The organism is Paraburkholderia sp., assembly GCF_047605525.1.
GTDB lineage: Bacteria > Pseudomonadota > Gammaproteobacteria > Burkholderiales > Burkholderiaceae > Paraburkholderia.
Genome location: NZ_JASGFN010000004.1, coordinates 94,379 through 106,737, shown reverse-complemented (window position 1 = coordinate 106,737; position 12,359 = coordinate 94,379). Strand labels below are relative to the sequence as shown.

Annotated in this window: 9 protein-coding genes; 8 read left to right on the top strand and 1 reads right to left on the bottom strand. The window is 62.3% G+C overall.

What is annotated here, in order from left to right; genetic code table 11:
• Positions 1 to 264: 264 nt before the first annotated feature.
• From QM685_RS07090 to QM685_RS07060, 7 genes are all read left to right on the top strand, one after another.
• Entirely contained in the window at positions 265 to 1,140 is an 876-nt protein-coding gene (locus QM685_RS07090; protein ID WP_415114169.1) for an amidohydrolase family protein, read from the top strand.
• Positions 1,141 to 1,479: 339 nt separating this feature from the next.
• The gene (locus QM685_RS07085) at positions 1,480 to 3,141 is read left to right on the top strand and encodes a phospholipase D-like domain-containing protein (RefSeq protein WP_415114167.1); all 1,662 of its coding nucleotides are present in this window, start codon (positions 1,480 to 1,482) and stop codon (positions 3,139 to 3,141) included.
• A 468-nt stretch (positions 3,142 to 3,609) separates the two neighbouring features.
• Positions 3,610 to 4,266 carry a peroxiredoxin gene (locus QM685_RS07080; RefSeq protein WP_415114709.1) on the top strand — a complete coding sequence of 219 codons (657 nt, stop codon included), beginning with the start codon at positions 3,610 to 3,612 and terminating at the stop codon, positions 4,264 to 4,266.
• Between the two features lie 68 nt (positions 4,267 to 4,334).
• On the top strand, positions 4,335 to 5,399 hold the full coding sequence (locus QM685_RS07075) for an MBL fold metallo-hydrolase (RefSeq protein ID WP_415114165.1): 1,065 nt from the start codon (positions 4,335 to 4,337) through the stop codon (positions 5,397 to 5,399).
• Between the two features lie 501 nt (positions 5,400 to 5,900).
• Positions 5,901 to 8,252 carry an alkaline phosphatase family protein gene (locus QM685_RS07070; RefSeq protein WP_415114163.1) on the top strand — a complete coding sequence of 784 codons (2,352 nt, stop codon included), beginning with the start codon at positions 5,901 to 5,903 and terminating at the stop codon, positions 8,250 to 8,252.
• Between the two features lie 190 nt (positions 8,253 to 8,442).
• The gene (locus QM685_RS07065) at positions 8,443 to 9,924 is read left to right on the top strand and encodes a cytochrome-c peroxidase (protein WP_415114161.1); all 1,482 of its coding nucleotides are present in this window, start codon (positions 8,443 to 8,445) and stop codon (positions 9,922 to 9,924) included.
• Between the two features lie 96 nt (positions 9,925 to 10,020).
• Complete coding sequence (locus QM685_RS07060) at positions 10,021 to 10,692, top strand: hypothetical protein (RefSeq protein ID WP_415114159.1); 672 nt, start codon at positions 10,021 to 10,023, stop codon at positions 10,690 to 10,692.
• Positions 10,693 to 10,778: 86 nt separating this feature from the next.
• Here the strand turns inward: QM685_RS07060 and QM685_RS07055 are convergent, their stop codons facing one another.
• Positions 10,779 to 11,669, bottom strand: coding sequence for a 2OG-Fe(II) oxygenase (locus tag QM685_RS07055; RefSeq protein WP_415114157.1), 891 nt, complete (start codon positions 11,667 to 11,669; stop codon positions 10,779 to 10,781).
• 431 nt (positions 11,670 to 12,100) lie between these two features.
• On the opposite strand from QM685_RS07055, the gene QM685_RS07050 reads away from it, so the two are divergent.
• Complete coding sequence (locus QM685_RS07050; RefSeq protein WP_415114155.1) at positions 12,101 to 12,352, top strand: PAAR domain-containing protein; 252 nt, start codon at positions 12,101 to 12,103, stop codon at positions 12,350 to 12,352.
• The last annotated feature ends 7 nt before the right edge of the window (positions 12,353 to 12,359 follow it).

Genomic DNA, 12,359 nt, shown 5'->3' with positions numbered 1-12,359 from the left:
GGGAGGTCGAATCCCATCTGGCGGCGCTCGAACGGCTGAAGGCCGGCGTCACGACCGGAGTGTCGCTGCTTGGCGGCGGAGACTCGATCATGCGCGTCGACGACCCGGTCTATGCGCGGCGTCATTGCGATGCGGTGGTCAGAACGGGCACCCGCTCGATCGTCGCGGTCGGCCCGTCGCGCCCGCCCGCGCCCGCCCGCGCCGCGTGCCTATACCCGTCATACTTCGGACGGCAGCGTCACGCGCGACGTCGATTTCGACACGATGTACGACGTTTGCAAGGACATCGTCGATGCGTGCGACGGCGACGCGAACGGCAGGATCGGCATCGCGCTGACGTTGCCGGTCTATGCACCGGAACACTATTCCTGGCAGCTCGCGTACGAGAGCGTATTTCGCGCGCAGGCCGAACGCTACATGGCGCTCGCCCGCGAACGCGGGTTGCGTTTCACGCAGGATGGGCATCGCGCCGGCACGCTCGCTTTCGCTCATCGCGAGCTGGGGCTCCTGAACGGGACCTCGTTCATGTCGCATTCGATCGATCTGACAGACGACGACATCGCGGCGTGCGTCGAAACCGGGGCCTCGATCGTGCACAACCCGAGTGCGATCATGTCGATCGTCGGACGTTGCCCGGTGCCGGAACTCATCGATGCGGGCGTCAATGTGGCGATCGCATCCGACGGCGCGGCGCCCGATCGTGGCTACGACATGTTCCGCCACATGTGGCAATGCATGCACTACCATCGCCGGCATTTCCGCGATCCGGACGTCCTGCCGCACGGCAAGGTTCTCGAGATGGTCACGATCGATGCCGCGAAGGCGCTGTCACTCGATGATCGGCTAGGTTCGCTCGAAGCCGGCAAGCTGGCGGACATCATTCTCGTCGATCTGTTCAAGCCGCATATGATGCCGATGAACATGCCGGTCTATCGCGTCACGTGCTTCGCGAATGCTGGCGACGTGTGCATGACGATGGTCGGCGGCAAGATCCTGATGGAGGATTACCGCGTGCAGACGGTCGACGAAGGCGAGATACTGGAACGCGTCACTTTAGCCGCGCAACAGATGCTCGATCGCAGCGGCTTGCATCATCTGCTCGATGCGCCATCCACGCTTTGGCGGCGCAGCCACTACTAGACCCGCCAGATCAAAGATGCCGGCTTTCCGCAGGAGGATTGTTCCAATCGTTCTGCAGGCGACGCTTGCGCGCAGAGTGCATGCGAATACTGATCGAGCGCGAGAGTAACGTATCGTCGCGTAGCGCGATTCGGGTCCGTGCCACGTGAGCACTCAAATTCTATTTGTATCGATGCAAATAAGCATCTAGTCTTCAGTCGATCTCGTCCGGTCAAAACCACAACTACTCATACCCGGCGTGTCAGCAATTCAAATCCGATATCTATTCTCTTTTTACGTGACGGTTTTATGACGTCGCCGGAATTTCGGCATAGCGACGTTACGAATCAAGGACGGGGCATGCGAAGCAAAGTAGAGCATGGCGGCTTGACCGCGCAGGCTGTAGCCGGAACGCACGTAGTGCTGCTCGGATGGGATATCGAACCGGCACTTGAAGCCGGTTTATTAGGATTCGCCATTCAGCGAACGGATCACACGGAAGGTGAAACATACTGGCTTCGTGGAATGAAAACGTTTCCAGATACGGTGCCCAAACTTGCGCCGGGTGGAACCGTATCGAGTCAGGACCAGCCATTCCAGACATTCCAATGGGGCGACTACTCCGCGAAACCAGCCCATCAGTACACGTACAAACTGATTGCGATGTATGGCAGACCCGGTGCATTGGAGCGAGGCGTCTCGATGGACATGTCGATCGACACCGAAGTGGAGGATGGAGCGCGCCATAGCGTCTACTTCAATCGCGGGGCGATCGCATCGCAGGAATATGCGCGCCGCTTCCAGGACAAGGCGCCTGACGTGATCGGCCAGGCTGCCTACGACTGGCTATCGCGTGGCCTGCTCGAAGCGATTACGCGCTTTATCGGCAAGGCCGCCGATCACACGTTTGCTCTGCGCGTCGCTATCTATGAGTTTCAATGGCCCGCCGTGCTCGACGCGCTGAAGTCCGCCACGGCGCGTGGCGTGGACGTGAAAGTGATCTTCGATGCGATCGAAAACGCGAAGGAAGACCCCGTCGCCAAAAACGAGGAAGCGATAAATCGCGCCGGAATCAGGAACATGTGCGTGGGCTTTACCAACGGCAAGATCATGCATAACAAGTTCATCGTTTTGCTGAAAAACGATGTCGCGATCGAAGTACTCACTGGCTCGACCAACTACACCGAGAACGGAATATTTGGTCACTTGAACTGCGCGCATGTGGTGAACGATCGAGACATTGCCGATGCCTACCTTCAATACTGGAGCAAATTGTCGACGAACCCGGAACTTGCGGAAATGCGCATCTGGGACGATGAGGCAACGCCGGCCCCGGACGTTCCTCCGCCCGAGGGGACCAGCAAGGTTTTCTCTCCGCAAAAAGGTACTGGGACCCTGAAGACCTATGCGAATATCGCGGCGCTGGCTAAACGCGCGTTGTTCATGACCTTCGCGTTCGGCATGAATGCGGACTTCCTGCCCGTCTACAAGGAAGGTGGCGGAGTTTTGAGGTTCGCGCTGATGGACAAGGAGGGAGCCGGGAAAGGCCTCGCTGCCGCGAAGGAGCAGATTGCGGAAATCCGCAAGGTCGACGGCGCCGTCGTCGCAATTGGTCAGAACATCGCGACGAACGCATTCGATCACTGGCTGCGCGAACGCGACGGTCTGGCGCCGGGGGAATACGTGCGCTGGGTACACACGAAGTTCATGCTGGTCGACCCGCTCTCGGATGATCCGATCGTTATTACCGGTTCTGCGAATTTCAGCGACGCGAGTGTCGAAACCAATCATGAGAACATGCTCGTGATTCGCGGCGACAAGCGTATCGCGGATATCTATCTGAGCGAATTCATGCGGCAATTCTCCAGCTATGCGTTCAGAGATGCAGTGGCGGCTTCGCATGCGGAAGATCCGGAGAATTTCGAACGGCAATCCCTTGCGACAGACAACGCGTGGATCCGCCGCTATAGCAAAGCCGGGTCAGCGGGGGCACTGCGTCGAAGCTATTTCGCGGGCAGGTAGATATCCCTTTTCCAACCTGTGTTCCGACGAGGCCGGCGCGTCGTCGCACGACCCCGCGTTGGCGCTGCCGGGCCGCCGGTAAATCCGTGTGCTGCCGAACCCGCCCTGTTTCGTCGGACGTCCATGATTTACCGATAGCTGTCTTCCCTTTCAGGCCACTGTCCGAAAGCCCCGGCCGGCGCGGCCTCGGCCGGATTCCGACGAAGGCAATATGGGTTCGCGAATAGCGAGCCGCATTCCGGCTATCATCTATGAATACGAGGCCGCGCGTTCCCGTTTGGCATGCGAGGTCCCGACGTTCTGTAGTCGCCGCTTAGGACATCGCGTCGGGCCTTGGCACGCGCGGTGGAGTTCGTCACTCTTCAAGAGTTCGGTGTTCGTCACCGGGATTTCCGGGTCTGGGTTGGACCGTTGCAGACAGGCCTGGATCGGGTCTTCCGCTTAACCACCACTTCACAGGACGGCAATATGTCACTCCGCATCAATGACGTCGCGCCAAACTTCACCGCGCGCACCACGCAAGGCACCATCGATTTCCACGACTGGATTGGAGACCAGTGGGCCATCCTGTTCTCGCATCCGAAGGATTTCACGCCGGTTTGCACCACCGAGCTGGGCTACATGGCGAAGATCGAGCCGGAGTTCACGAAGCGCAATGCCAAGCTGATCGGCCTGTCGGTCGATCCGGTCGAAGATCACGAAAAATGGGCCGCCGACATCGAGGAAACCCAGGGTGCCGCGGTCAAGTACCCGATGATCGGCGACACCGATCTGGCGGTCGCGAAGCTGTACAACATGCTCCCGGCGGACGAGGGCGGCACGAGCGAAGGCCGCACCGCCGCTACCAACGCCACCGTGCGCTCGGTCTTCATCATCGGTCCGGACAAGAAAATCAAGCTGATGCTGACCTATCCGATGACCACGGGCCGCAATTTCGACGAAATCCTGCGGGTGCTCGATTCGATGCAATTGACCGCGAAACACAGGGTGGCGACGCCGGTCAACTGGAAGCATGGCGACGACGTCATCATCACCGGCGCGGTCAGCAACGAAGAGGCGCAGCAGCTCTTTCCCGGCTTCAAGACCATCAAGCCATATTTGCGCACCACGAAGCAGCCGGGCTGAATGCGGGCACGGCGCGTTGGAACCGTTCGCGGGCCATCGCCGTGCCTTCTTTCCTTCAGAGGTTTGCGATGATCTTTCGTCAGCTATTCGATCCTGTCTCGTCCACTTACACCTATCTGTTGGGCGACAGCGGCGAAGCGCTGCTGATCGATCCCGTCTACGAGCAGGTGCCGCGGGACCTGGCGCTTTTGCAGGAAATGGGTCTGCGGCTGCTCACCACGCTCGATACCCACGTGCACGCCGATCATGTGACCGGTGCATGGCGCTTGCGTCAGCGTTGCGGCAGCGAGATCGCGCTTGCCGCGGTGGTCGAAGCCGACGGCGTGACCCGCCCGCTGCGGCACGGCGATCGCATCGATTTCGGCACGCGTCATTTGACCGTGCGTGCGACGCCCGGCCATACCAATGGCTGCCTGACCTATGTTCTGGACGACCAGAGCATGGCCTTTACCGGCGACAGTCTGCTGATTCGCGGCTGTGGCCGCACCGATTTCCAGCAGGGTAGCCCGCAGCAACTGTTTGCGTCCGTGCGCGAGCATATCCTGTCGCTGCCCGACGATTGCCTGCTTTATCCCGCGCACGACTATCGCGGCATCACCGTGACCAGCGTGGCCGAGGAGCGGCGTTTCAATCCGCGCCTGGGCGGCAATGTGGACGTCGGCGACTTCACCGGTCATATGAACAATCTGAATCTGCCGCATCCGAAGCTGATGGCGGTGGCGGTGCCCGCGAATCTGCGCTGTGGAAAGCCGGAGGGCGGAGCGGATCCGGTGGAGACACCGGATTGGGCGCCGCTGACGCTGCGCTTCAGCGGTGTGTGGGAAATCGAGCCGATGGCCTTGCTCGAGCATGGCGCGGCGTTTCAGATCGTCGACGTGCGCGAGGCGCCGGAATTCATCGATCGTCTGGGCCATTTGCCGGGTGCAAAGCTGGTGCCGCTGTCGCAACTGATGGGCCGTATCGACGAGCTGGATCGGGAGCGCCCGATCGTCGCGGTGTGCCGCTCCGGCGTGCGCTCGGCTCAGGCCAGCGTATTGCTGAGCAAGGCGGGTTTCGGCAAGGTGGCCAATCTCGCCGGCGGTATGTTGCGCTGGAAAATCGAGGGGTTGCCGGTGGCGTCGGATAGTGTTTGAAGTGATGTTGCCGGACCTGGCGACAGACACCATCAACTCGATCATCAGATTGTCGGGCGCTACGCGATAACAAACCGCATAGCCAGTTCCACCTGTTTCGTTTCGTCGTCCTCACCCGGAATCCCCCGGCGACCGTATCTCCTGTTCAGTCCCAGTGACCCGTGGCAGGCCCACGGTCCATCTACTCCCGCCCCACGCGAAATCTCCGTCACGAGTGATGTCACGTCAACTGGCATCGCCTTGCGCATAGATTCCGGCGCAGTCTTTTCTCGCGGCATTTTCCTCTCCTCTTTCTTATCGCGCGCGATTAGCAGATCGGCATTTCATTTCAATGAAGCACTCCGCCCGCACTCAATAAAACTCCGCGGAAAAGCGGCTCAGTAAAGGTTCCATGTCACAAAAAAGGAACATATCCACTCGATAATTCGCTGCATAAAAATTCACGGATTTATTCCGTTTGGGCGGGAAAAGCAGTGCATTCAAACCAACAGGGGTCCCACAATGCCGGTCAGTCCATCACGTACCACCCTTCTTTTAACATCGATCGCGGCAGCCTGTGTCCTGGCCGCTTGCGGCGGCAGCGACGATAATCCGTCGACGGCCAGCAACGGCGGCGGTACCAGCACGCCGCAACCGACGACGTTCGCGGGCGTCGTGACCGCCACGAACTTCGTTCCGGGCAGCACGTCCGGTAATCCGGACATCAAGGCGGGCTACTACGCCGGCGCGACCGTGTGCCTCGACGCAAACGGCAACGGCAAGTGCGATACGGGTGAAGCGAACGCGACGACCGACAGCAGCGGCCACTTCTCGCTGCAATCGACGGCAAGCGGTCAATTGATTGCCGACGTCAGCACGAAGGCCACCAACACCGCAAGCGGCGCAGCCGTTGCGAGCCACGTGATCCTGCGCGCTTCGGCTGCGCAGATCGCCGACCAGGGCACGTCGAACATCGTGATCAGCCCGATGTCGAGTGAAGTTCAGCGTCTCGTCGAGGCGAACGGCACCGACTATGCAACCGAGAAAGCCAACCTCGCGTCGCGCATGAGCGTTGCGGCTCTGGGCGCGTCGTCGGTGACGGTCAGCGCGGCCGACGCGCTCGGCGACGTGAACAAACTCTCCGGCGCCGAGCAGCAGTCGATGCTGTTCGAAGACAACCAGCTCGCCAACCGCTACACGTACGCGACGACCAAGCTCGACCGTGGCGATATGTACCCGGACAACCTCGCGATGGCGGGCGGCGATCCGTCGCTCGTCGGCGCATCCGGTGTGAGCGCCGCGACGGCCGTGAAGCCGGCGCAGCAACAGGCGCCGATCACGTTCGCGCAGGCTCAGCAGGCCGCGTTCAACGTCGAAGGCGTGCCGCGCTACGACAACGTGTTCATCATCATGCTCGAAAACCACAGCGTGGGCCCGACCCCCGGCACGCCCGGTATTTTCGGCTCGAACAATGCACCGTTCATCAACCAGTTCCTGACCTCGAACAACCAGTTCACGACCTACTACGCGACGGGTAACCCGAGCGAGCCGAACTACACGGCACTCGGCGGCGCGGACGACTGGGGTATCGTCGACGACAACTGGTGGGGCTGCGGCGCGGGCACGACCGGCGCCAACGCACCGACCGACAAGCCGTTTGCCGGCGGCATCGCGTCGGACGGCCAGCCGCTCGTCGCGACCGGCGCACTGCCGCTGCTCGACACGAGTCACCTGACGGGCTACACGACGACCGGCACGTGCGCGTCGACGACCGCGATCGCGAACCACAACATCTCGGCGCCGAACCTGTTCACGCTGCTGTCGCAAGCCGGCATGACGTGGCGTACCTACAGCGAATCGATGAACCCGGGCCAGGATCCGCGCGCGGACAGCATCGCCGAGCCGACCATCTCGGACAGCTACAAGGGTCCGGGTACGACCGGCACGGCCTTCACGATGCCGGGCGCGCTGTACAAGACCAAGCACAGCCCGGCGATGGCCTACCAGACGGCGCGTAACCTGCCGGAGTTCTTCGCCGACAACCGCACGTTGTTCGGTACGCAGTACCCGGCCGCCGACCTGGCGACCTCGAAGGATTACCCGATCCCGGCGAACTACAACTATGACCAGTTCAGCACCGACCTCGCGAACGGCGACGTGGGCAACCTGAACTTCATCATGCCGGACCAGTGCGACGACATGCACGGCACGGGTTCCGATCCGTCGTGCGCGGGCGGCAGCACCGCGATCGTTCAGCGCGGCGACGACTACGTGCGTCAGGTGGTGGGCAAGATCGAGGCTTCGCCGATCTGGACCAACCCGAACCACAAGGTCGCGATCGTCGTGATGTTCGACGAAGGCGAAGGCAGCTCGACCTCGTGCTGCGGCTGGAATCCGGTCACGTCGAACGTGAATCAGGCGCCGCTGACGTTCACGAACGGCAAGTACTCGCCGCAGACGACGACGCTGTACAACCAGGGCAACCATGGTCACGGCAACTCGGTGTTCGGCGTGGCGACGAACCAGGCCAACCCGAATGTCGTGGATAGCGACGAGTACAGCCACTTCTCGTTCGTGCGTACGCTGCAGGACATGTTCCAGGTCGCGGACCCGGTTCAGCCGAACACGTACCTCGCGCGCGCGAAGTACTCCGAGTCGTTCATCGCGACGAATATCCTGAACCTGCCGGAACTCGCGGGCAGCGCGGATACGCACTTCGATTCGGTGCGTCCGATGAACCACGCGTACATCACGCCGGCGACCTACACGCAGAAGCTGAACCCGGTCGACGTGACGACCACCTCGCTGGCATCGCGCGGCCCCGGCCCCGACCCGACCCAGACCAACATCTGGTCGCTGAAGTCCGCGAAGTAAGCAGCCGACAGCAGACGGGCAACGCGGTTCGCCGCCTTGCATCGCAGCCGGATGCGTAATCGCTCGCTGCCGGACCACGTTTCGTGTGGTCCGGCAGTTTCCATTCCGTTCGTCCCATTGCCATGCGGCCTCAGCTATACCGCGCTTAGCCAGGACCGTCCGGCAATCGGACCCAGGTAAGAACATCGACATGCGAAAACTTTCCCTCGGCGTGCTTTGCGCGCTTTCCCTGATATTGACCGCCTGCGGCGGCGGTGGCAGCGATGGGGGCAGCGGCTCGACCCAGACGTCGTCGTCGGGCAGCGGCGGCACGAGCAGCGTTGCACCGCCCGCCGCGGTCACGCTGAGCACCGCGGCACAGGTCGGCAAGCAGCTGTTCTTCGACCAGAGCCTGTCGGGCGGCAAGAACATGTCCTGCGCGACCTGCCACAGTCCTCAATATGCGTACGGACCGCCGAACAGCCTGTCCGTGCAGCTCGGCTCGGATCCGTCGCTGGCGGGTCAGCGCGCGGTGCCTTCGCTGCGCTACAAATCGATGACGCCGCCGTATAACGACGTCGCCGACAATCCGGACGGCATCACGCAGAACGCGCCGGGCGGCGGCTTCATGTGGGACGGCCGCGCGACGACACTCGCGACCCAGGTGTCGTTGCCGCTGCTCAATCCGCTCGAGATGAACAACTCGTCGCCGGCATCCGTGGTGGCGGCCGTGAAGAGCGCGTCCTATGCGCCGCTGTTCCAGCAGGCGTTCGGCTCGGGCGTGTTCTCGAACACCGACACCGCGTTCGCCGATATCGGCCTCGCGTTGCAGGCGTATCAGCAGGAAGACCCGAGCTTCGCGCCGTATTCGAGCAAGTTCGACCTGTTCGAAGCCAACAAGGTGGGCGGCGCGCTGACGCCGGCGGAACTGCGCGGTCTCGCGCTCTTCAACGACACCGACAACGGCGCCGGCTGCGTGGCCTGCCACTACGCGGGCGCGAACTTCAACGGCTCGGTCGGGTTGATGACCGACTTCACGTATCAGGCGATCGGCGCGCCGCGTAACGACACGCAGATTCCCGACAACCCGGACCCGATCCCGAGCAACGCGAATACCTCGTACTACGACATGGGACTGTGCGGCCCGCTCAACTCGATCCACACACCGGGTACCGCGAATAGCGGCTCCGGGCCGGATTCGTTCACCGGCGTGAACGTGCCCGATCCGTACTGCGGCCGCTTCAAGGTGCCGACGCTGCGCAACGTCGCGACGCGCACGGCGCTGTTCCATAACGGCGTATTCCACTCGCTCGTGCAGGTGATCAACTTCTACAACACGCGCGACACGAACCCGGAGTTCTGGTATCCGAGCACCGGCGGCGACAGCACGCATATGATCCAGAACCCGTCGTTCGCGCTGTTCCCGCAGGTGGCATCGGGCGCCACGGCCACGCCGTTCAACGATCTGCCCGTGGCGTACCAGGGCAACATCGACGAAGAACTGCCGATGGGGCAGGGCCAGACCGACGCGGGCGGCACGACCGCGGCGGACGGCGCGAAAGCGCGCGCGGTTCACTCCACGCCGCAACTGACCCAGCAGAACATCGCGGATCTCGTCTGCTTCCTGAACACGCTGACGGACGGCTATCAACCGCCCGCGACGCCGCCGACGAGCGGCGCGTGCGTGAACTGACGCAACGGCGCGGCGCGCGGCATATGTACATTTCACGCGTACCTGAGTACGCAACCGAATTACCCAACCGAACTACCCAACCTGAGCAACAACACCATGATGCGACGCTCCACCGCCGCCCGCCTTGCCGGCGGCGCGCTTTCCCTGATTGCCCTGACGCTGTTCGCCGGCTGCCACGACAGGAGCCAGGACGCCAATCAGGAAAACTTCACGGCCGCCATCAACGACTTCCTCGGTCAGCGTGGTCACCTGTGCCTCGCCAAATACGACTGGCCGATCTACACGACGACCGAAGATCAGGCCGCCGGCACGCGCGACGCGGTGCAGATGCCGGTGCTCGAGAAGCTTGGTCTCGTGACGGGCAAGGACGTGATGGTCGAACGCGTCGACGCGGACGGCAAGAAGATCACCGCGTCCGCGCGCCAGTACCAGTTGACCGATGAAGGCAGGAAGTACTACCTGCAGATTCCGGAAGTGGTCGCAACGGCCACGTCGCGCGTCACGCATCCGGCCGATTTCTGCGCGGCCACGCTGAAGCTCGACAAGGTCGTCGGTTGGGAACGGCCGATGCAGATGGACGGCAAGACGGTGACGTCGGTGGTGTACACGTACAAGGTCGACCCGGCGCCGTGGGCGAAGGACGCCGACGCGCAGCGCGTGTTCCCGATGGTCAGGCGCGTGATCGAAGGCGCGGGCACGATGCAGTTGCGCGAGGGCGTGCATCTGACGTCGGAAGGCTGGGTGGCCGACGAGGTGTTCCAGCGTTGAAGTTGCCGTTGATCGAGGCGGGCTGAGGTGACTGAAGGGACGCCGCGCGCGACGCGCCGTCCCTCTTAACGTTACTCAGAAGTTAGTCAGCCCTGATTGCGCGGCACGAAGCGTCGCGTGCGAATCCATTTGGTGGCCACCCACTTTTCACCCGAGCGCAGCGGCGTGCTCGCGTGCAACGAGCCCGGATCGGACAGCCCGAAGCGGTTGCCGTATTCGAAGTAGAGCGCGTGGCCGCGCTGCGGCGCGACCGACCAGCCGAGCTGCGGAAACACCGTCTCGCCACCGCTTTCCACATCGTTCAGATACATCAGCAGCGTACCCATGCGCTGGCCGCTGCGCGCGATCGACTCGCGATTCGCCTCGTTGCCCGCGATCAGATAGTCGACGTGCGGCGTCGACTCCGCGCCTTCCTCGTAGTGCAGCATTTGCAGGCCTTCGCCGTTCTCGACCGGCGTGCCGGTCAGTTCCGCGATCCGCGCTTCGAGGCGCGCGATCAGCGGCGTTTCGCCCAGACGGAAAAACATCCCGTGACTGCTGCGATGACCGGCGACGACATTGCGGCCCGTGACCGGATCGACGACGGTCGAGCGGTCGAGGCGCGGATGCGCGAGCGCGATCAGTTGCTCGCATTCGTCGGCGCTTAGAAAGTTGGCGAGATGCACGGCGGCCGGCCGTTGCAGACGCGACAGCACCCACACCGCGCGCTCGCCGAGCCGGATCAGCGGACCGTCGGGCACGCGCAGCGGCTCCGCCTGATAGCTGACCGGCGCACCGCCGACTTCGAGCTTGTCGCCAGGCAGCGGGGTGCCGTACAGGAACGCCGCGGAGATCGCATCGACCATCGCCGACGCGAGCTCGACCGCGTTGTTGCGGTTGACGAGCTCGTTCACGATCGCTTGCGGCGCGACGCCGCGCGAGAGATTGGCGGCGATCCAGTCGCGCACTTCGGCGGGGAAATTGACGGTTATGGACATCGGGGTGGTGCGCGATGGCTCGCGATGGTGTCGCGAGAAGGTTGATCCTGGCGAGCATGATACTGGGGGATTGTTACGGGCTGGAGAAGGGGCGAGGCTTCGCGGTGGTATTGAAGGATGTACCGGCACGGTGAAGAGGTTGACACGCTCACGCGAGAACGCGCCATCCCGATAACACGAATACTGTGTCACTTCCCGAATGTCACCTTTTGCAATGTTCATTTGCAGTATATGAACCTTGACGTGATTTTACATTCGGCATATTGCGTCGCTGGCGATATTGCAGAAATATCGAAGCATCTGGACACGCGATTCATTCACTTCAACTGCCTGCTTTGCCAGCCGGCACCGCTGGTGCTTTTTCAGTAGGTAGCGTGCTTCAGTTTCACAAGCTGTCGTTGTAGATAGCACATAACGAGAATGGAGTTGTCATGAGAGACGAACGGGGGCGCGAAGTTGCGCGACTGGGTGACGGAACTGATCACGGTGGCAGGGTCGTTCAGGCTGCGGACGACCTTACCCACATGGGGCGGCGCGTAGCACTCGACGGCCATCTGGTCGAGTGCCCGAAATGTGGTGGCGTGTTCCCGATCAAGGCAACGGGAGAGCGTACGCACGGGGGCGTACGTATCGCGTTTACTGGCGACAGGACCGCGTGCGAGGCCACGCTCATCAGGGTGTGAGGCGCGT

Coding starts and splice junctions, on each gene's coding strand:
- QM685_RS07090 (WP_415114169.1), top strand. CDS start 265: ATGTACGACGTTTGCAAGGACATCGTCGATGCGTGCGACGGCGACGCG.
- QM685_RS07085 (WP_415114167.1), top strand. CDS start 1,480: ATGCGAAGCAAAGTAGAGCATGGCGGCTTGACCGCGCAGGCTGTAGCC.
- QM685_RS07080 (WP_415114709.1), top strand. CDS start 3,610: ATGTCACTCCGCATCAATGACGTCGCGCCAAACTTCACCGCGCGCACC.
- QM685_RS07075 (WP_415114165.1), top strand. CDS start 4,335: ATGATCTTTCGTCAGCTATTCGATCCTGTCTCGTCCACTTACACCTAT.
- QM685_RS07070 (WP_415114163.1), top strand. CDS start 5,901: ATGCCGGTCAGTCCATCACGTACCACCCTTCTTTTAACATCGATCGCG.
- QM685_RS07065 (WP_415114161.1), top strand. CDS start 8,443: ATGCGAAAACTTTCCCTCGGCGTGCTTTGCGCGCTTTCCCTGATATTG.
- QM685_RS07060 (WP_415114159.1), top strand. CDS start 10,021: ATGATGCGACGCTCCACCGCCGCCCGCCTTGCCGGCGGCGCGCTTTCC.
- QM685_RS07055 (WP_415114157.1), bottom strand. CDS start 11,669: ATGTCCATAACCGTCAATTTCCCCGCCGAAGTGCGCGACTGGATCGCC.
- QM685_RS07050 (WP_415114155.1), top strand. CDS start 12,101: ATGAGAGACGAACGGGGGCGCGAAGTTGCGCGACTGGGTGACGGAACT.